16 protein-coding genes and 1 riboswitch are annotated in these 20,646 nt (G+C 66.0%); of the genes, 7 read left to right on the top strand and 9 right to left on the bottom strand.

All coding sequences use genetic code 11. From position 1 onward, the window contains the following. Positions 1-100: 100 nt before the first annotated feature. From fba to AWR35_RS00215, 6 genes are all read right to left on the bottom strand, one after another. Positions 101-1,165, bottom strand: coding sequence for a class II fructose-bisphosphate aldolase (gene fba, locus AWR35_RS00190; protein WP_058573947.1), 1,065 nt, complete (start codon positions 1,163-1,165; stop codon positions 101-103). A gap of 146 nt (positions 1,166-1,311) precedes the next feature. Further along, on the bottom strand, positions 1,312-2,787 hold the full coding sequence (gene pyk / locus AWR35_RS00195; RefSeq protein WP_058573967.1) for a pyruvate kinase: 1,476 nt from the start codon (positions 2,785-2,787) through the stop codon (positions 1,312-1,314). 5 nt (positions 2,788-2,792) lie between these two features. Beyond that, the gene (locus tag AWR35_RS00200; protein ID WP_058573948.1) at positions 2,793-3,977 is read right to left on the bottom strand and encodes a phosphoglycerate kinase; all 1,185 of its coding nucleotides are present in this window, start codon (positions 3,975-3,977) and stop codon (positions 2,793-2,795) included. Positions 3,978-4,120: 143 nt separating this feature from the next. Further along, positions 4,121-5,119, bottom strand: coding sequence for a type I glyceraldehyde-3-phosphate dehydrogenase (gene gap, locus AWR35_RS00205; RefSeq protein ID WP_058573949.1), 999 nt, complete (start codon positions 5,117-5,119; stop codon positions 4,121-4,123). Positions 5,120-5,211: 92 nt separating this feature from the next. Further along, complete coding sequence (tkt, locus tag AWR35_RS00210) at positions 5,212-7,200, bottom strand: transketolase (protein WP_058573950.1); 1,989 nt, start codon at positions 7,198-7,200, stop codon at positions 5,212-5,214. Between the two features lie 202 nt (positions 7,201-7,402). Then, a complete protein-coding gene (locus AWR35_RS00215; protein ID WP_058573951.1) occupies positions 7,403-7,957 on the bottom strand; it encodes a thioredoxin family protein in 555 nt (184 codons plus the stop codon). A gap of 255 nt (positions 7,958-8,212) precedes the next feature. Here AWR35_RS00215 and AWR35_RS00220 point away from each other — a divergent pair, with 255 nt between their 5' ends. The 7 genes from AWR35_RS00220 (at position 8,213) to AWR35_RS00250 (ending at position 16,121) form a co-directional block, all read left to right on the top strand. Continuing rightward, positions 8,213-9,079 (top strand): PhnD/SsuA/transferrin family substrate-binding protein, encoded by an 867-nt coding sequence (locus AWR35_RS00220; protein WP_058573952.1) that lies wholly within the window; start codon positions 8,213-8,215, stop codon positions 9,077-9,079. A gap of 108 nt (positions 9,080-9,187) precedes the next feature. Beyond that, positions 9,188-10,360 carry a methionine adenosyltransferase gene (gene metK, locus AWR35_RS00225; protein WP_058573953.1) on the top strand — a complete coding sequence of 391 codons (1,173 nt, stop codon included), beginning with the start codon at positions 9,188-9,190 and terminating at the stop codon, positions 10,358-10,360. 65 nt (positions 10,361-10,425) lie between these two features. Then, positions 10,426-10,529, top strand: a riboswitch (S-adenosyl-L-homocysteine riboswitch). 114 nt (positions 10,530-10,643) lie between these two features. Beyond that, positions 10,644-12,068 carry an adenosylhomocysteinase gene (ahcY, locus tag AWR35_RS00230; protein ID WP_058573954.1) on the top strand — a complete coding sequence of 475 codons (1,425 nt, stop codon included), beginning with the start codon at positions 10,644-10,646 and terminating at the stop codon, positions 12,066-12,068. A 77-nt stretch (positions 12,069-12,145) separates the two neighbouring features. Next, positions 12,146-12,988, top strand: coding sequence for a methylenetetrahydrofolate reductase [NAD(P)H] (metF, locus tag AWR35_RS00235; RefSeq protein WP_058573955.1), 843 nt, complete (start codon positions 12,146-12,148; stop codon positions 12,986-12,988). A 43-nt stretch (positions 12,989-13,031) separates the two neighbouring features. After that, positions 13,032-14,021 (top strand): 3-dehydroquinate synthase II, encoded by a 990-nt coding sequence (locus AWR35_RS00240; protein WP_058573956.1) that lies wholly within the window; start codon positions 13,032-13,034, stop codon positions 14,019-14,021. An 18-nt stretch (positions 14,022-14,039) separates the two neighbouring features. Continuing rightward, the gene (locus AWR35_RS00245; RefSeq protein ID WP_058573957.1) at positions 14,040-15,380 is read left to right on the top strand and encodes an adenosylmethionine--8-amino-7-oxononanoate transaminase; all 1,341 of its coding nucleotides are present in this window, start codon (positions 14,040-14,042) and stop codon (positions 15,378-15,380) included. 6 nt (positions 15,381-15,386) lie between these two features. Beyond that, the gene (locus AWR35_RS00250) at positions 15,387-16,121 is read left to right on the top strand and encodes a 16S rRNA (uracil(1498)-N(3))-methyltransferase (RefSeq protein ID WP_058573958.1); all 735 of its coding nucleotides are present in this window, start codon (positions 15,387-15,389) and stop codon (positions 16,119-16,121) included. Between the two features lie 25 nt (positions 16,122-16,146). Here AWR35_RS00250 and AWR35_RS00255 read toward each other — a convergent pair whose 3' ends face one another. The 3 genes from AWR35_RS00255 to sucC are packed head-to-tail and all read right to left on the bottom strand — an operon-like array spanning position 16,147 to position 19,918. Continuing rightward, complete coding sequence (locus AWR35_RS00255) at positions 16,147-17,835, bottom strand: NAD+ synthase (RefSeq protein ID WP_231723528.1); 1,689 nt, start codon at positions 17,833-17,835, stop codon at positions 16,147-16,149. Further along, positions 17,832-18,734, bottom strand: coding sequence for a succinate--CoA ligase subunit alpha (gene sucD / locus AWR35_RS00260; RefSeq protein WP_058573959.1), 903 nt, complete (start codon positions 18,732-18,734; stop codon positions 17,832-17,834). The genes AWR35_RS00255 and sucD overlap by 4 nt, the downstream gene beginning before the upstream one ends. After that, positions 18,734-19,918 (bottom strand): ADP-forming succinate--CoA ligase subunit beta, encoded by a 1,185-nt coding sequence (gene sucC, locus AWR35_RS00265; protein ID WP_058573960.1) that lies wholly within the window; start codon positions 19,916-19,918, stop codon positions 18,734-18,736. Before sucC ends, sucD begins: the two co-directional genes overlap by 1 nt. Positions 19,919-20,646 lie beyond the last annotated feature (728 nt).

The raw sequence follows: 20,646 nt of genomic DNA on the forward strand, positions 1-20,646 counted from the left end.
TCTCCGCCTATGCCCGACGGGCACAAAAAAACCCCGCCGTAAGGCGGGGTCTTCAAAGTCGCGACAGACTGCCGGCCGGACCGGCAGCAATCGGGCCTGCTTAGCGGATCTTCTGCTTCAGGCTGCCGGACTCGTAACGCTTGTACATCTCTTCCAGAGAGATCGGACGGATCTTGGAAGCCATGCCGGCCGAACCGAAGGCCTCGAAGCGTGCCTTGCAGATGGCCTGCATGCCGGCGGTCGCCTCTTTCAGGAACTTGCGCGGATCGAAGTTCGACTTGTTCTCTTCGAGGTGCTTGCGCACTGCACCGGTGGACGCCATGCGCAGGTCGGTGTCGATGTTGACCTTGCGAACGCCGTGCTTGATGCCCTCGACGATCTCTTCAACCGGCACGCCGTAGGTCTGACCCATGTCGCCGCCGTAGTTGTTGATGATCTCGAGCCACTCTTCCGGAACGGAGGAGGAACCGTGCATGACCAAGTGGGTGTCCGGGATCCGCTGGTGGATCTCCTTGACGCGGTCGATGCGCAGGATCTGGCCGGTCGGCTTCTGGGTGAACTTGTACGCGCCGTGGCTGGTGCCGATGGCGATCGCCAGGGCGTCACAGTCGGTCTTCTTGACGAAGTCGGCTGCTTCTTCCGGATCGGTCAGCAGCATGTCCATGTCCAGCTTGCCTTCCGCGCCGTGGCCGTCTTCCTCGCCCATCTCGCCGGTTTCCAGCGAGCCGAGGCAGCCCAGCTCACCCTCGACGGAAACACCGCCGGCGTGCGCCATCTCGGTGACCTTGGCGGTGACGTTGACGTTGTACTCGTAGTCGGACGGGGTCTTCATGTCCGGCAGCAGGGAGCCGTCCATCATGACCGAGGAGAAGCCCGACTGGATCGCACGCAGGCAGACGCCCGGATCCGAACCGTGGTCCTGGTGCATGACGATCGGGATGTGCGGGTACATCTCGGTGGCCGCCTCGACGAGGTGGCGCAGGAACGGCTCGCCCGCGTACTTGCGAGCACCGGCGGAGCCCTGCAGGATCACCGGGCTGTCGACTTCGTCGGCGGCCTGCATGATCGCGTGGATCTGCTCCATGTTGTTGACGTTGAACGCCGGCATGCCGTAGCTGTTTTCAGCGGCATGATCCAGCAGCTGGCGAAGCGAAATGAGCGCCATAGTGCCTCTCCTCAAGTTGAAACGTAGTTGCGAAACTGCACTGGTCCCCCGGCCGCTTCGACCCGGAAACCGAAAATTCGATCAGCGCGACAGCATACCCAGCGCACCTGGATATGCCAAATCGCGCCATTCGCGACGAGATTTCGTCAGTCGACGGAAATCACGTCCCCGACACGCACGATCTTCATCGCGTTGGTGCCACCCATCTGGCCCATCAGGTCACCCTTGGTGATGATGACCAGATCACCTTCATCGAGCGTCTCCATCTGCTGCAGGCTGTCGATGATCATGCGGTTGACCTCCGCATGGTCGGTCGACGGCACCGGGAAGTGGACCGCCTGCACGCCGCGGTAGAGACTGACGCGACGCGCGGTCTCCTCGGCACGGGTGAAGGTGTAGATCGGGATGTCGGTATCGACGCGCGACATCCACAGCGGCGTGGCACCCGACTCGGACAGGGCGACGATCGCCGCGACCGAGAGGTGGTTGGCCGTGTAGATCGCGGAGTACGCGACCGCCTGGTCGATCCGCTCGAAGGGCACGTCCAGCGGCGGCGCACTCTTCTTCGACTCGATCTGGTACTCGGCCCGATGACAGACCCGCGACATGGTCTCGACCACGCGCACCGGGTACTTGCCCGCCGCAGTCTCCGCCGAGAGCATCACCGCGTCCGTGCCGTCGAGCACCGCGTTGGCCACGTCGAACACCTCGGCCCGGGTCGGGATCGGGTTGTCGATCATGGTCTCCATCATCTGGGTCGCGGTGATGACGGGACGGTTGAGCTCCTTGGCAATCTGGATGAAGGCCTTCTGCACGGCCGGCAGTTCGGCATCGCCGATCTCCACGCCCAGGTCGCCGCGGGCGATCATGATCGCATCACTGGCCTGGGTGATCTCGCGAATGCAGTCGACCGCCTCGGCCCGCTCGATCTTCGAGACGATGTGCGCGCGGCAACCGGCTTCCTGAAGCAGACGACGTGCCTCGTGGATGTCCTCGCCCGAACGCGGGAAGGAGACCGCGATGTAGTCGACACCGATCTGGGCGGCCGACTTGATGTCGGCACGGTCCTTCTCGGTGATCGCCGGTGCGGACAGGCCGCCGCCCTGGCGGTTGATGCCCTTGTTGTTGGACAGCATGCCGCCAACGGTGACCGTGGTGTGGACCTGGTTGCCCTGGACCTTGTCGACCTTGAGGACGATGCGGCCGTCGTCGAGCAGCAGGATGTCACCCGGGCGCGAGTCGGAGACCAGCGCCTTGTAGGTGATCCCGACCTTGGTCTCGTCACCGCTGTCCGGATCGAGGTCGGCATCAAGGGTGAACGGCGCGCCCTTTTCGAGCTCCACCTTGCCGTCCTTGAAACGGTCGATGCGGATCTTCGGCCCCTGCAGGTCACCCAGAACGGCGACGTAGCGCCCTTCGGCAGCAGCGGCCTCGCGCACCAGGTCCGCGCGACGCTGGTGGTCGGCGGCCTTGCCATGGGAGAAGTTGAGGCGCACGACGTCGATGCCGGCACGGACCAGCTCGGTAATCGTGGCCAGGTCGTCACTCGCCGGCCCCAGCGTCGCGACGATTTTCGTGCGGCGCTGGGCGGGGAGGTGCTCGGTGGACTCGGATGCGTGCATGGTCATCAGCCCTTCGCGCGCTCTTCGAGCATCGCCACGGCCGGCAGGGTCTTGCCTTCCAGGAACTCGAGGAACGCACCGCCGGCGGTCGAGATGTAGCTGACCTTGTCGTAGATGTCGTACTTCTGGATCGCCGCGATGGTGTCGCCGCCGCCGGCCAGGGTGAACGCCTTGGTGTCGGCGATCGCCTGGGAGAGACGCTTGGTGCCGTCACCGAACTGGTCGAACTCGAATACGCCGACCGGGCCGTTCCAGACGACGGTACCGGCGTTCTCGATGATCTTGGCCAGCTCCTCGGCGCTCTCCGGGCCGATGTCGAAGATCATGTCGTCGTCGGCGACGTCCTCGACACGCTTGAGCACGGCCGGCTCGTTCTCGTCGAACTTCTTGCCGACGACCACGTCGGTCGGCATCGGGATGCTGGCGCCATTGCTCTTGAGCTTGTCCATCAGCGCCTTCGCGGTCGGGACCAGGTCGTCCTCGCACAGCGAGTTGCCAACGCCGTGACCGGCGGCCTTGACGAAGGTGTTCGCGATGCCGCCACCGACGATCAGCTGGTCGACCTTGGCAGCCAGCGCCTCGAGGACGGTCAGCTTGGTGGAAACCTTGGAGCCGCCAACGATCGCGACCATCGGGCGGGCCGGGTTGGCCAGCGCCTTGGTCAGCGCCTCGAGCTCTTCGGTCAGCAGGGTGCCGGCACAGGCAACCGGAGCGAACCGGCCCACGCCATGGGTGGAGGCCTGGGCGCGGTGGGCGGTGCCGAAGGCATCCATGACGAACACGTCGCACAAGGCGGCATACTGCTTCGACAGCGCCTCGTCGTTTTTCTTCTCGCCGGCGTTGAAGCGGACGTTCTCCAGCATGACGACTTCACCCTCGCCGACCTCGACGTCCTTGCCCAGGTAGTCGCGCACCAGGCGGACTTCACGGCCGAGCTTGTCGCCCAGGTCCTTGGCGACCGGGGCAAGCGAATCGCCCTCGGAGAATTCGCCCTCGGTCGGGCGACCCAGGTGCGAGGTCACCATGACCTTGGCGCCCTGGTCGAGCGCGGCCTTGATGGTCGACAGCGACGCGGTGATGCGGGCATCGGAAGTGACCTTGCCGTCCTTGACCGGCACGTTCAGGTCGGCGCGGATCAGCACGCGCTTGCCGGCAAGATCGAGATCAGTCATGCGGATGACGTTAGCCATGAATAGCTCCTCAATGAGACAGGTAGAAATGAAAGCGGTAAGGGCTGGGGACCCTGCTGGTCACCAATCCTTACGGCTTTCCTTCAACGGTTGGCCGTCGAAGAAAAACGGGTGAGGAAAACCCCCACCCGTTATCGTCGTGGTTACTTGCCGACGTGCTGCACGACGCGCAGCATGTTGCAGGTGTAACCGAACTCGTTGTCGTACCAGGCGACGACCTTGACGAAGGTGTCGTCCAGGGCGATGCCGGCCTTGGCATCAAAGACGGACGGCTGCGGGTTGCCGCGGAAGTCGGTGGAAACGACCGGCTCCTCGGTGTAACCCATGACGCCCTTGAGCTCGCCCTCGGAGGCTTCCTTCATGGCCGCCTTGATGTCGTCCATCGAAGCGCCCTTCTCCAGCTCGGCGGTCAGGTCGACCACGGAAACGTCGGAGGTCGGGACGCGGAACGCCATGCCGGTCAGCTTGCCGTTCAGGGCCGGCAGGACCTTGCCCACGGCCTTCGCCGCACCGGTGGAGGACGGGATGATGTTCTCCAGGATGCCGCGGCCGCCGCGCCAGTCCTTCTGGGACGGGCCGTCAACGGTCTTCTGGGTGGCGGTGGCAGCGTGAACGGTGCTCATCAGGCCACGCTTGATGCCGAACTTGTCGTTCAGGACCTTCGCTACCGGCGCCAGGCAGTTGGTGGTGCAGGACGCGGCGGAAACGATCTTCTGACCGTCGTAGTCGTTGTGGTTGACGCCGTAGACGAACATCGGGGTGGCGTCCTTGGACGGCGCGGACTGGACAACCTTCTTGGCGCCAGCGTCGATGTGCTTCTGGCAGGTCTCCTCGGTGAGGAACAGGCCGGTGGACTCGACCACGACGTCGACGTCCAGCTCGTCCCACTTCAGCTGGGAGGGGTCCTTCTCGGCAGTCAGACGGATCTTCTTGCCGTTGACCACGAGGTTGTTGCCTTCGACCGACACGTCACCGTCGAAACGGCCGTGAACGGAGTCGTACTTGAGCATGTACGCCAGGTAGTCCGGCTCCAGCAGGTCGTTGATGCCGACGATTTCCAGCTCCGGGAACTCCTGAGCAGCGGCACGGAAGACCATGCGACCAATGCGGCCGAAGCCGTTGATACCGACACGAATAGCCATGGGTTTTCTCCTAATCGATACGTGGATGCAAATCAGTCAGGGCGCATGCGTGAGATTCACATGCGCCCGGAAACGGTTGACGCGACCGCGGATCAGCCCAGCTTGCGGGCTTCCTCGGCGACGCGATCGGCGGTGAAGCCGAAGAACTCGAACAGGTCGCCGGCCGGGGCGGACTCGCCGAAGGTGTCCAGACCGAACACCTTGCCGTCGCAGCCGACGTACTTGTACCAGCCCTGGGTGACGCCGGCCTCGATGGCCATGCGCTTGGTCACGCTGCTCGGCAGCACGGACTCGCGGTAAGCCTCGTCCTGGGCGTCGAAGGCCTCGACGCACGGCATGGAAACCACGCGCACCTTCTGGTCCGACAGCTTCTCGGCCGCGTCCATCGCCAGGCCGACTTCAGAGCCGGTGGCGATCAGGATCAGGTCCGGCGTGCCGTCGCAGTCCTTCAGGATGTAACCGCCCTTCTCGATGTTGGCGATCTGCTCGGCAGTGCGCTCCTGGTGCGGCAGGCCCTGACGCGAGAAGACCAGCGAGGTCGGCGCGTCGCGACGGATGATCGCGCGCTTCCAGGCCACCGCGGTCTCGACCGCGTCGCAGGGACGCCAGGTCTGCATGCGCGGGATCAGGCGCATGGTGCCGATCTGCTCGACCGGCTGGTGGGTCGGGCCGTCTTCGCCCAGCCCGATGGAGTCGTGGGTGTAGACGAAGATCGAGCCGATCTTCATCAGGCCGGCCATGCGCAGCGCGTTACGGGCGTACTCCGAGAACATCAGGAAGGTGCCGGCATACGGCAGCAGGCCGCCGTGCAGCACCATGCCGTTCATGATGGCGCTCATGCCGAACTCGCGCACGCCGTAGTGGATGTAGTTGGCATCCGACTCGGTGGCGGTCAGCGCGGTGCAGCCCTTCCAGGTGGTCAGGTTGGACGGCGCGAGGTCCGCCGAACCGCCGACCAGCTCCGGCAGCATGTCGGCCAGACCGGTGATCACGGCCTGCGAGGCCTTGCGCGAGGCGATGCTCTCGCCCTTGGCGTCGATCTCCTTGATCAGCGCGTCCATCTTGTCGCTGAAGTCGGCCGGCAGGTCGCCGTTGAGGCGACGCTTGAGCTCGGCAGCTTCGGCCGGGAAGGCCTTCTCGTAGGCAGCGAAGGTCTCGTTCCACTCGGCCTCGGCCTTCGCACCCTTCTCGGAGGCGTCCCAGCCGGCGTAGACGTCGTCCGGGATGACGAACGGCTCGTGGCTCCAGCCGATGTTCTCGCGGGTGGCCTTGACTTCGGCATCGCCCAGAGCGGCGCCGTGGCAGTCGTGGGTGCCGCAGAGGTTCGGCGCACCGAAGCCGATGACGGTCTTGGTGCAGATCAGGGTCGGCTTGTCGTTGACCGAACGGGCCTCGCGGATGGCCGCATCGATGGCGTCGGCGTCATGGCCGTCGACGTCGCTGACCACGTGCCAGCCGTAGGACTCGAAGCGCTTCGGCGTGTCGTCGGTGAACCAGCCCTCGACGTGACCGTCGATGGAGATGCCGTTGTCGTCGTAGAAGGCGACCAGCTTGCCAAGACCCAGGGTGCCCGCCAGCGAGCAGGCCTCGTGGGAAATGCCTTCCATCAGGCAGCCGTCACCCAGGAAGCAGTAGGTGTAGTGATCGACGACCTTGTGGCCCGGCTTGTTGAACTGGCCGGCCAGCATCTTCTCGGCAATCGCCATGCCCACGGCATTGGTAATGCCCTGGCCGAGCGGACCGGTGGTGGTCTCGACACCCGGGGTGTAGCCGTACTCCGGGTGACCCGGGGTCTTGGAGTGCAGCTGACGGAAGTTCTTCAGCTCTTCCATCGGCAGCTCGTAGCCGGTCAGGTGAAGCAGAGAGTAGATCAGCATCGAGCCGTGGCCGTTGGAGAGAACGAAGCGGTCACGGTTCGGCCATTCCGGGTTCTTCGGGTTGTGGTGCATGTAGTCGTTCCACAGCACCTCGGCGATGTCCGCCATGCCCATGGGGGCGCCCGGGTGACCCGAATTCGCCTTCTGTACGGCGTCCATGCTCAACGCGCGAATCGCGTTGGCAAGCTCTCTACGTGTCGACATAAAACACTCCAAAGGGTTGAAAAAGAAGCGATTCTGGGCGCCGTGTGCATTGCGCACGCAGCCGTCGGCGCCTTGCCACGAGGCAGGCGCGGAAGTTGCGCGACATTGTCCCCAAAACCCTCACGCAAGGCAACCACCCCGGATATCAATCACTTAGGGCGGCGAAGCGTTCGGATTGGCAGGCGGCTTCGGCGGGGCCGGCTCAGCCCTCGCGCCACTTGATCGAGCAGCCCATCGAGGGCACCTGCTCTTCCGGGCCGCGACCGGTCTCGGCGACCTGCTTCATCGCCTCGAACAGCTCGCGCGGCGCGTCCGGCTCGACCTCCTTGCGCGAGGCATCCAGCCGGCCGCGGTACTGCAGCGCAAGATCGGCGTTGTAGCCGAAGAAGTCGGGGGTGCAGACGGCACCGTAGGCCTTGGCCACCGCCTGCGACTCGTCGACAAGGTAGGGAAACGGGAACTTGTGTGCCTCGGCGACCCGCTTCATGTTCTCGGGCGAGTCCTCGGGATAGTCGCTCGGGTCGTTCGACATGATTGCGACGGTATTCACGCCCAGATCCTTGAGCTCGCGGGCATCGCGGACGATGCGATCCAGCACCGCCTTGACGTAGGGGCAGTGATTACAGATGAACATCACCAGGGTGCCCTTCTCGCCACGGACGTCCGCCAGCCGCCAGATACGACCCTCGGTGTCCGGGAGGGCGAAATCGACGGCAGGCCGACCAAAATCACAGACTGGGGTTTCCGTGCGCGCCATGAAAACAACCTCCTTCGAGTCAAATGGAATCGATAACAAGAGTGTCGCACGCTTGGCGGACAGTATCTCAAGCCCCGGGCCTCGTCGCGCGCGGTTGACCTGTGGTATTTTCGGCCCACCCGACCGGCACCTGCCCGACGCGTTTATGCCGGGCGCCGGGCGGACAACACCGAATCGGGCGAACCAGCCCACAAGCCGGCGACAGACCGGACAAACAAGAATGACGATACGACCAAGGACCAGGAGAACCCATTCATGACCGCGCCCTCGCGACCCATCCCCGCCGGCCAGCCAAAAAAGCCCGCCACCCGCACCAACGGATTTCGTCACCTCGCCTCGCTCCTGGTCGGCGCCGTCGCCCTGCTGATCGCCGCACTGCCAGCGCGTGCCGCCGAACCCCTGCAGATGGCGATCGCCCCGTTCCTGCCCGAAAGCGAACTGAGCGAGGTCTACACACCGGTCGCCGAATACCTGAGCCGGCGCCTCGGGCAGACCGTCGAACTGAAACTGTTCCCCAACTACCTGTCCTTCTGGGAGGCCACGCGCGGCGGCTCGGAGTTCGACATCGCACTCGACGCCGCACCGGTTACCGACTTCCGGGTGCAGCGTCAGGACTGGCAAGTCGTGGCGCGCTTCGACGGCGAGGTCACCCAGTCGCTGGTCACCCGCGACGACGACCTGGTGCTCTCGCCCAAGGAGCTGGTGAACAAGCGGGTGGCTGTCCAGCCCTCGCCGTCGGTGGGCGCGCTGGTGCTCTACCAGCTGTTCCCGAATCCGGTCCAGCAGCCGACGCTGGTATTCGAGCAGACCAACCGTGACGTCGCCACGGCCGTCCTCGAAGGCAAGGCCCGCGCCGGCGTGATCCCCACCCCTCTAGTCGGCGGCTATACCGGGCTGTACCCGGTAGTAACCACCGAACCGCTGCCGTTTCTGGGCTTCTCGGTCTCGCCGGACGTGAACGACCGCACCCGCAAGGCACTGCAGCAGGCGCTGCTCTCGTTCCCCGAGACCGAAGAAGGTCAGCGGATCCTCGAGGAACAGAGCCTGACCGACATCGTCCCGGCGACCAATCGCTACTACGCGGGCAATGCCGAGCTGCTGGTGGGCACCTACGGCTACTGAACCTCGACGAAAGCTGTGCCATGATCCAGCCCCAGCCGGGCGCGCCAGCGTGCCCGGCGGCACCGTTTCACTGATTCCACCATCCTGCACGCGAGAGGCCTGCACGCCATGAGCGCCACCGACCCGAAGCGCCACCTGTTCACTTCCGAATCGGTCTCCAAGGGCCATCCGGACAAGATCGCCGACCAGATCAGCGATGCGATCCTCGACGCCATCCTCGAACAGGATCCGCGGGCCCGGGTGGCCTGCGAGGCGCTGGTGAAGACTGGTTTCGTGGTGCTCGCCGGCGAGGTCACCACCTCCGCGTGGGTGGACGTCGACGAGCTGGTGCGCGAGGTGATCGTCGACATCGGCTACACCAGCTCGGAGCTGGGTTTCGACGGCCACACCTGCGGCGTGCTCAACGCGATCGGCAAGCAGTCCTCCGACATCGCCCAGGGCGTCGACCGCGAAGTGGCCGCCGAACAGGGGGCCGGCGACCAGGGGCTGATGTTCGGCTACGCCACCAACGAGACCGACGTGCTCATGCCCGCGCCGATCACCTACGCCCATCGGCTGGTGCAGCGCCAGGCAGAGGTGCGCGAGGCCGGCACCCTGCCGTGGCTGCGGCCGGATGCGAAATCGCAGGTCACCTTCCGTTACGAGGACGGCGTACCGGCGGGAATCGACGCGGTCGTGCTCTCCACCCAGCACAACCCGGACATCGGCCAGGCCGAGCTGCGGGAAGCGGTGATGGAGGAGATCATCAAGCCGGTCCTGCCGGCCGAATGGCTCGACGCCGAGACCAAGTACCACATCAACCCGACCGGCCAGTTCATCATCGGCGGACCGGTGGGCGACTGCGGTCTGACCGGGCGCAAGATCATCGTCGACACCTACGGCGGCATGGCCCGCCATGGCGGTGGCGCCTTCTCCGGCAAGGACCCCTCCAAGGTCGACCGCTCGGCCGCCTATGCCGGGCGCTACGTGGCCAAGAACATCGTTGCCGCCGGTCTCGCCGATCGCTGCGAGATCCAGATCTCCTACGCCATCGGCGTGGCCGAGCCGACCTCGATCAGCGTCGACACCTTCGGCACCGGCCACATCTCGGACGAGCGGATCACCGAGCTGGTCCGCAAGCACTTCGACCTGCGCCCCTACGGTATCCTGCAGATGCTCGACCTGGTCCGCCCGATCTACCGCAAGACCGCGGTGGGCGGGCATTTCGGCCGCGAGGAGCCGGAGTTCGCCTGGGAGCGCACCGACCGGGCCGAGGCCCTGCGCGCCGACGCCGGGCTCTGATCCCGACCGGGTCCGGCCGTGCAGTCGGCCGGATCGCCGGTTATAATCCCCGACCTGACACCCGCCCGACCGAGGAGCGCTGCAATCCGCCCATCGCGGATCAGGCTCGGCCGGGACGCGGCGGCCGAGGCATTCGCCCCGGCCACCCGATCAACGGCGCTCTTGAGAACCCCTCCCGTTCGGAACCGGGTTCGCTTTCAAGTCTCGGCTTGGACAAGAGCGGCAGCGCGCCCTCGCGTTCAAGTCGATCCATGCGAAAGACATTGACGAGGACGCGCTCACGATGAATGCCGTAACCAAGCCGCACACCTTCAACGACTACAAGGTCGCCGACATCAATCTGGCCGACTGGGGTCGCCGCGAGATCCGGATCGCCGAGCGCGAGATGCCGGCATTGATCAAGATCCGCGAGAAGTACCGCGCCGAACAGCCGCTCGCCGGCGCCCGCATTGCCGGCTGCATCCACATGACCATCCAGACCGCGGTGCTGATCGAAACCCTGATCGCGCTGGGCGCCGAGGTCCGCTGGTCCTCCTGCAACATCTTCTCCACCCAGGACCAGGCGGCGGCAGCCATCGCGGCGGCCGGCATCCCGGTATTCGCCTGGAAGGGCGAGACCGAGGAGGAGTACTGGTGGTGCGTCGAGCAGACCATCCAGGGACCGGGCGATGCCGACAATGCCTGGACGCCGAATCTTCTTTTGGACGACGGCGGCGATCTCACCGGCCTGATGCACGAGAAGTACCCGAACCTGCTCGAGGGCATCCACGGCGTCTCCGAGGAGACCACCACCGGCGTCCATCGCCTGCTGGAGATGCTGGCCGAGGGCTCGCTCAAGATCCCGGCGATCAACGTCAACGACGCGGTCACCAAGTCGAAGAACGACAACAAGTACGGCTGCCGCCACTCGCTCTCCGATGCGATCAAGCGGGCCACCGACCACCTGCTCTCCGGCAAGCAGGCACTGGTGGTCGGCTACGGCGACGTCGGCAAGGGCTCGGCCGCCTCGCTGCGCCAGGAAGGCATGATCGTCAAGGTGAGCGAGATCGACCCAATCTGCGCCATGCAGGCCGCGATGGACGGCTTCGAGGTGGTCTCGCCGTATCGCGACGGCATCAACACCGGTGATGATGCCGGCATCGATGCTGGCCTCCTGGGCAAGATCGACCTGATCGTGACCACCACCGGCAACGTCAACGTCTGCGACGCACCGATGCTGCGCGCGCTGAAGAACGGCGCTGTCGTCTGCAACATCGGGCACTTCGACAACGAGATCGACACCGCCTACATGCGCGAGAACTGGGCCTGGGAAGAGATCAAGCCGCAGGTGCACAAGGTCTACCGCGAGTCGACCGCCGGCGGCGCATTCGATCCGGACAGCGAGAACTACCTGATCCTGCTCTCCGAGGGCCGTCTGGTGAATCTCGGCAACGCCACCGGCCACCCCAGCCGGATCATGGACGGCTCGTTCGCCAACCAGGTGCTCGCCCAGATCCACCTCTACCAGGACCGCTTCGCCGAGCTGCCGGCCGAGAAAAAGCAAGGTGCCCTGCGCGTCGAGGTACTGCCCAAGCAGCTCGACGAGGAGGTTGCCCGCTACATGGTCGAAGGCTTCGGCGGCGTGCTCACGCGCATGACCGACGACCAGGCCAAGTACCTGGGCGTACCGGCAGAAGGCCCGTTCAAGCCGGACGCGTATCGATACTGATTCGGCGCGGCTGATCCGGCCTGCCATGTCGACCCGGGTGTCATGCCCGGGTCCACCGTTCATTTCCCGGAGAAATCATGTCCATCCCGGTTTCCTGTGAATTCTTTCCGCCCAAGTCCGACGAGGGCGAGGCCAAGCTGCGCGAGGTCTACCAGACGCTCGCCCGCGAAATCCGCCCCGAGTACTTCTCGGTCACCTTCGGTGCCGGCGGCTCGACCCAGACGCGCACCTTCGAGACGGTCCGCGAGATCCAGCGCGACTCCGGCATCCCGGCCGCACCGCACCTGTCCTGCATCGGTTCATCACGCGAGGGGATCGCGGCGATCCTCGACGATTACCGCGAGCAGGACATCCGCCGCATCGTCGCCCTGCGCGGCGACCTGCCCAGCGGCATGCAGGACCCGGGCGACTTCCGCTACGCCAACGAGCTGGTCGCCTTCATCCGCGAGTACAGCGGCGACTGGTTCCACGTCGAGGTGGCCGCCTACCCGGAGATCCACCCGCAGGCACCCGATGCCGAGACGGATCTGGCTAACTTCAAGCGCAAGGTCGAGGCCGGCGCGGATGCCGCGATCACGCAGTACTTCTACTCGATCGAAGCCTACAAGCGCTTTCTCGACGACTGCGAGCGGCTCAACATCGACGTGCCGATCGTCCCCGGCGTGATGCCGATCACCAACTACCAGCAGCTGGCACGCTTCTCCGACATGTGCGGTGCGGACATACCACGCTGGCTGAGAAAGCGGCTGGAGGGCTTCGGCGACGACCTCGAGGGCCTGCGCGCCTTCGGCCACGACGTGGTCGCCGAGCTGTGTCGCCAGCTGGTCGACGCCGGCGCACCGGGCATCCACTTCTACGCCATGAACCGCTCGGGACCGGTGATCCGGCTGTGCGAAGACGCCGGCCTGATCGACGATTGAGCCTCGGCCCGCGCCCTGCCGGCGAGACGTTATACTGCGGCTCATGAGCGATTCGACCCCGCACAAGCACATCTGGATCGAGCCGGCCGACCCGGCGAACGCCCGCGCCGCGGCTGACGCCGGCGCCACCGCCGTGGTACTGGCGGAAGGGGTCGACACCGCCGGCCTGCCACGCGTCGGCACGAACGGCGACCTGCAGGAAGGCCGCGACTTCGAGCGCTACCGCATCCGGCAGGAGAGTGACGAGGAGACGGTCCGCCGCGACCGGCTCGCCGTGGTCGAACCGGCCGAGTGGACCATCATTCCCGCCGAGAACCTGATCGCGCGCGGCGTGGACGTGATCCAGGTGGTCGACACCGCCGAGCAGGCCAAGCTCGCCCTGACCATCATGGAACAGGGCGTGGCCGGCATCTGGCTGCGCCACGCCGACATGCCGACGATCGAGGCGCTCGGCGACGTGCTCGACGAGCTCCAGCCCACACCGACCCGCCTGACCGAGGCCCGCATCACCGCGATCACCCCGGTGGGCATGGGCGATCGCAGTTGTCTCGACCTGATCGGCGAGCTCGACCCCGGCGAGGGGCTGCTGATCGGCAGCTTCAACCACGCCCGCTTTCTCGTCCACAGCGAGAACGTCGACAACCCGCACTGCGCCGCCCGTCCCTTCCGCGTCAACGCCGGCGCGATCCACGGTTACGTCGTGACCCCCGGCGACCGGGTGCGCTATCTCGCCGAGATGGCCAGCGGCGACCCGGCCCTGGTCGTCGGCGCCGACGGTCACACCCGCACGCTCGCCGTCGGCCGCAACAAGATCGAGCGCCGGCCGATGGTGCAGATCGAGGCGGTCGACGATAACGGCAACCGCTTCTCCGCCATCCTGCAGCACGCCGAGACCATCCGCCTGGTAAGCCCCGAAGGCACGGCGGTGAGCGTGCTCGACCTGAACCCCGGCGACCGAGTACGCGTCTCGCTGGCCGAGCGCGGCGGGCGACACTTCGGTCGCCGAGTCGACGAAACCATTCTCGAACGCTAATTCCCAGGAGAGCCCGGCATGACCCGCAACCAGGACTGGCAACGCCGCGACCTGAACGTCCTCTGGCACCCCTGCACACAGATGAAGGACCACGAGTCCATTCCGCTGGTCCCCGTCGACCGCGGCGAGGGTCCGTGGCTGTTCGACTTCGACGGACGCCGCTACCTCGACATCATCAGTTCCTGGTGGGTCAACATCTTCGGCCACGCCAACCCGTTCATCAACGACCGCATCAAGGCGCAGCTCGACAAGCTCGAGCACGTCATCCTGGCCGGCTTCTCGCACGGGCCGGTGGTCGAGCTTTCCGAACGGCTGGTGGAAATCACCCCCTCGGGACTCGACCGCGCCTTCTACGCCGACAACGGCTCGTCCGGCGTCGAGGTAGCGCTGAAGATGAGCTACCACTACTGGCGCAACAGCGGCCAGCCCGAGAAGAGCGAATTCATCACCGTGGCCAACAGCTATCACGGCGAAACCCTCGGCACGCTCTCGGTGGGTGACGTCGGCCTGTACAAGGACACCTACGGCCCGCTGCTGCGCGCCACCGCGACCGCGCCGTCGCCGGCCTGCCGCCAGGACCGCGGCGACTGCCGTGAGCGCGCGGCGGAGGCGCTCGAGGGCATGCGCAAGATCCTCGAAGAGCAGGCCGACCGCACCGCCGCGGTGATCGTCGAACCGCTGGTCCAATGCGCCGCGGGCATGCTGATGCACCACCCGGACTACATCCGCGGCCTGCGCCTGCTGTGCGACGAGTTCGACGTCCACCTGATCGCCGACGAGATCGCGGTGGGCTTCGGTCGCACCGGCACGCTGTTCGCCTGCGAGCAGGCCGACATCACGCCCGACTTCATGTGCCTGTCCAAGGGGCTGACTGCCGGCTACCTGCCGCTGGCAGCCGTGCTCACCAGCGACACGGTCTACCAGGCGTTCTACGACGACTACAACACCATGCGGGCCTTCCTGCACAGCCACAGCTTCACCGGCAACCCGCTCGCCTGCGCCGCGGCACTCGCCACGCTCGACCTGTTCGAACGTGACGACGTGATCAACGCCAACCACAAGGCGCAGGAGATCATGGACCGCCACCTGGCCGAGCTGGCCAAGCTGCCGCACATCACCAACGTGCGCCGCACCGGCATGATCGCGGCGATGGACCTGGTCGATCCGGCGACCGGCGAGCCGTTCCCGTCCGAGGAGCGCCGCGGCGTGCGTGCCTATCAGTACGCGCTGGAGCATGAACTGCTGCTGCGCCCGCTGGGCAACACCCTCTACTGGATGCCGCCCTACGTCCTCGACGAGGACGACTACCGGCACGTGTTCGAGGTCACGTACGACGCCAGCCACGCGGCAGTGAGCTAAAACGACATGCGCGTCCGCCGGGTCTTCGTCGACGACGAACTGGAGGCCGGTCGGGAAATCGACCTGCCGGCCGAGACCGTCAACTACCTGCGCAACGTGCTGCGGCTCAAGGACGGCCAGCCGCTGGAGCTGTTCAACGGCCGCGGTCGGCGTGCACGCGCCCAGCTGGCACTCGCCCGGCGCGAGGCGCGCGTGCAGGTCGAGAGCAGCGAGGCGAGCCCGGCCGAATCGGTGGTGCCGATCACGTTGCTGGCCGCTCTGGCCAAGGGCGAGAAGATGGAATTGGTGATCCAGAAGGCCGTCGAGCTCGGCGTGACCACCATTGCCCCGGTAGAGACCGAACGCAGCGTGCTGGAACTGAAGGGTGCGCGCGCCGAAAAGCGCATTGCCCGCTGGCGCCAGATCATGATCAATGCCTGCGAGCAGTGCGGCCGCGATACCCTGCCCGTCATCGACCCGATCCGCTCGCTGGAAGAGGCGGTGGCCACCACCGAGGCACCGGTACGACTGGTCCTCGATCCGCGCGCCGAACGGCCGCTGACCGAGCTGCGCGACCAGCCGCGCCCGGACGGCGTCGCGCTATTGGTCGGCCCGGAAGGCGGGCTGACCGACGACGAGGTGAAAACGGCCGTCGAGCACGGCTTTCGCGCGCTGACGCTCGGTCCGCGCATCCTGCGCGCGGAGACCGCCGCCATCACCGGCGTGGCGGTGCTGCAGTACCAGTGGGGCGATCTGGGCTGAGGCACCCGAGCGGGCGCCGGCCGGGTCAGGAGCCGGCCTTGTCGGGCCGGAATCCCGAGCTGATCGGGTAACGGCGGTCGCGGCCGAAGGCACGCCGACTGATCCGCACGCCCGGCGGGGCCTGACGGCGCTTGTACTCGTTGACCAGGATCATGCCGACCACGCGGCGCACCACCGCCTCGTCCAGTCCCATCGCCACGATTTCCTCGATACTGCAGTCGTCCTCGACGAAGGCCTCGATGATGCGATCGAGGTCCTCGTAGGCCGGCAGCGAATCGGAATCGAGCTGGTCGGCACGCAACTCGGCCGACGGCTCGCGCGTGATCACCCGCTCGGGCACGGCAGCCAGCTCCGGGCGCACCGTCCCGCCGAGGGTATTGCGGTAGCGCGCCAGCTGGTAGACCACCGTCTTGGGCACGTCCTTGATCGGCGCGAAGCCGCCGGCCATGTCGCCGTAGAGGGTGGCGTAGCCGACGGCCAGCTCGGACTTGTTGCCGGTGGTCAGCAGCAGGCGGCCGAACTTGTTGGACATCGCCATCAGGATCACGCCACGGGCCCGCGCCTGCAGGTTCTCCTCGGTGACATCCTCGGCCAGGCCCGCGAACAGGGGACCGAGCGTCTCCTTGAACTGACCGAAGATCGGTTCGATCGAGAGCGTCTCGCAGCGCACGCCCAGCGCCTCGCACTGGAGCTCGGCATCCTCGAGGCTCATCGGCGAGGTGTACTGCGACGGCATGCGCACGGCGAGCACATTGTCGGCCCCGAGCGCATCCACCGCCAGGGCCAGCACCAGCGAGGAATCGATCCCGCCGGACAGGCCCAGTACCACGCCGGAAAAGCCGTTCTTGCGCACGTAATCGGCGATGCCGGTGGTGAGAGCGCGGTAGATCTCCGCCTCGCCCTGCTGCCACTCGTGACTCGCCCCGTGCGCCAGGATTTCGCCGGCCGACGACACCTCGGTCCAGCCGATGGCCTCGGCAAAGCCCGGCAAGTGCATGTGGTTGCCGGAGGCCGACGAGACGAACGAGCGACCATCGAACACCAGCTCGTCCTGACCACCGACCAGATTGACGTAGACGACCGCACAACCGCTTGAATGGACGCGCTCGGCGATCTGCGCCTCGCGCTCACGGGTCTTCTGCCGGTGGAACGGCGAGGCGTTGAGCACGCAGATCACCCTGGCGCCGGCCGCGGCAGTCGCCTCGATCGGGCCTTCGCGCCAGGCATCCTCGCAGATCACGACACCCACCGGCACGCCGTCGATATGCGTAACCAGTGTCTCGGTGCCCTTGCGGAAATAGCGCTTCTCGTCGAACACGCCGTAATTGGGCAGCGCCTGCTTGGCATAGCGGGCGACGATGCGCCCGCCGTCGATCAGCACCGCCTGGTTCTGCAGATGACCGTCCGGCCCACGTCCCGGCGTCCCGATCAGGACCGCGGTATCACCCACCTGCTCGGCAATGTGGGCGAGTTCGGCCTCGCAGGCGTCGACGAAATCGCGTCGCAGCAGCAGATCTTCGGGCGGATAGCCGGACAGCGTCAGCTCGGGGAACACCACCAGGCGGGCGTCGACCTCCTTGCGGGCGCGCTCGACCAGTTCGATCACGCGCGCGGCATTGGCGCGGCTGTCGCCGACTCGGGTATTGATCTGGGCAAGGGCAATGCGCAGGCCGTCGACCTCGCGCTCTTCGATACGATTCAACTGATCACTCACGATGCGCCTGGGTCCTCGGACTGGCCATTGAGTACGCGGGCGGCCGTGACGCCGAGCTCGGCCGGGCTTTCGACCACATGCACACCGGCGGCGCGCAGCGCGTCGCACTTGGCCGCAGCGGTCCCCTTGCCACCGGCGATGACCGCGCCGGCGTGCCCCATGCGCTTGCCCGATGGTGCGGTGGCCCCGGCGATGTAGGCGACCACCGGTTTCGGATAGCCTTGGCGAATGAACTCGGCAGCGGCCTCCTCGGCCCCACCACCGATCTCGCCCACCATCAGCACCAGCTCGGTCTGCGGATCGTCGGCGAAGCGCGACAGGCAGTCCATGAAATCAAGCCCGCCAATCGGGTCACCGCCAATCCCGACGCAGGTGCTCTGACCGAGCCCCTCCGCGGTGGTCTGCGCGACCGCCTCGTAGGTCAGGGTCCCGGAACGCGACACGATGCCGACACGCCCTTTCTGGTGGATGGCGCCCGGCATGATGCCGATCTTGCAGGCATCCGGCGTGATCAGCCCCGGGCAGTTCGGACCGATCAGGCTGGCATCGGGATAATCCTGTGCGAGCACGGCCTTGACCTTGAGCATGTCGACGACGGGAATGCCCTCGGTGATGCAGGCGATCACCTCGATGCCGGCGGCCGCGGCCTCGAGGATCGAGTCGGCCGCGAACGGTGCCGGCACGTAGATCATGCTCGCCGTCGCCCCGGTCTCGCGGACCGCATCGGCGACCGTGTCGAACACCGGCAGGCCCAGGTGGGTCTGACCGCCCTTGCCCGGGGTGACCCCGCCGACAAGGCGCGTGCCGTAGGCCAGTGCCTGTTCGGAATGAAAGGTGCCCTGCTTGCCGGTGAATCCCTGGCAGATCACGCGGGTGGACTCGTCGACCAGAATGCTCATCAGGACGCCTCCCGGCTGCTGTTGGCGAGTGTCACCGCCCGCTTGGCGGCGGCGGCAAGGTCATCCTCGGCGGTGAGAGCCAGACCGGAGTCGGCCAGCATACGCCGCCCCTCTTCCGCGTTGGTACCGGCCAGGCGCACCACGGTCGGCACGTCGAGCGATACCTCGCGGGCCGCCTCGATGATGCCCTCGGCAATCAGGTCGCAACGGACGATGCCGCCGAAGATGTTTACCAGGATGGCCTCGACGCGTTCGTTTTCGAGGATCAGCTTGAACGCCTCGGTGACCTTGGCAGCGGAGGTCCCGCCGCCAACGTCGAGGAAGTTGGCCGGCATGCCGCCGGCGTGCTGGACCAGATCCATCGTGGCCATCGCCAGACCGGCGCCATTGACCATGCAGGCGATATTGCCGTCGAGCGAGACGTAATTGAGTCCGTGATCGATGGCCTTTCGCTCTGCCGGGTCTTCCTGGGCGACGTCACGCTGCTGCCACCATTCCGTCTGGCGGTATCCGGCGTTGTCATCCAGAGACACCTTCGCGTCGACGATGCCAAGATCCCCGTTGCCGAGCCGTGCCAGCGGGTTGATCTCGATCAATGCGGCATCGCGGTCGATGAAGGCTCGGTAAAGCTTGAGCGCCAGCGAGACGAATGCCTTCACCTGCGTGCCTTCGAGGCCAAGGGCAAAGGCGAGATCGCGTGCCTGGTAAGCCGCGAGCCCCACCGTCGGGTTGACCACCGTGCGGAAGATCGCCTCGGGGTTGGAGGCGGCCACGCTCTCGATATCCATACCGCCCTGCGGCGAGGCGATCACGACCACCCGTTGCAGGGCACGATCGACCGTGACGGCGAGGTAGTACTCGTGTTCGATGGTAGCGGCCGGCTCCACGAGCACGGCATCCACCGGCAAGCCCGCCGGCCCGGTCTGGCCGGTGACCAGCCGGGTACCGATCAGTGCATCGGCCGCCTCGACCACGGCATCACCGGAATCGACCAGCCGGACGCCACCGGCCTTGCCACGCGCGCCGCTGTGGACCTGTGCCTTGACCACCCAGCGACCGGTCTCGCTACTCGGCAAGGCGGTAGCAACCTGCTTGGCGCTCGCCTGCTTGAGTAGCAGGTTGGGCGGGACCTCGATCCCAAATTCCGACAGTAGTGACTTGGCCTGATATTCATGCAGGTTCATGGTGGGCCATTCCGCGGATCAAGAGTGTGAAAGGGCGCCATTGTCGCGCACCCGGCCCCCATTGTCATGCCCACCCACGCCATTCGCACCGCCCGATCGGAAAAAAGAAAACCCCGGCAATGGCCGGGGCAACGAGTCACCGAGGGGAGACGTGAATTCAGGGTCGCACGGTTACATGCGGCATCATTCGCCGAATGATGCGTTCGCTGACTCCCCAGACGTCTCGCAGGTCGTCGACTGAGCGGAAGCGGCCAACCGTTTCCCGATGCGTCACGATACGCTCCGCCGGCACCGGGCCCACGCCCAGCCCCTCACGAAACTCGTCAACCGAGGCCCGGTTAAGGTCGATGGCCGCCGCATGGACCGCCACCGTCGGTACTAGCGACGCGACAAACAACCCGAATCGAACCCAGCTTCGCCACAAAGTCATGACCACCTGATTGGAGATGAACCAGCGCGATCACTATAGGCAGACACGATGCCGGCCGGTATCAGGCAATTCGGCAATCGGCGTAGGATTAAGCCACGATGTCTGTACGCCGATTCCTACAGGACGAACCCGAACATCCGTTCGCATCTGGGACCGGCCAGACTCGTTCTTCCACCGACCGCGGAAAGCGGTGGCTACGAGCATGAAAAAAACCCCGTCCGGCGGGGCCGAGACGGGGTTTTTGGAATGGGGAGCCTGGCGTTGACCTACTTTCACATGGGGAAGCCCCACACTATCA

The sequence above is a fragment of the Guyparkeria sp. WRN-7 genome, assembly GCF_001641825.1.
GTDB lineage: Bacteria > Pseudomonadota > Gammaproteobacteria > Halothiobacillales > Halothiobacillaceae > Guyparkeria.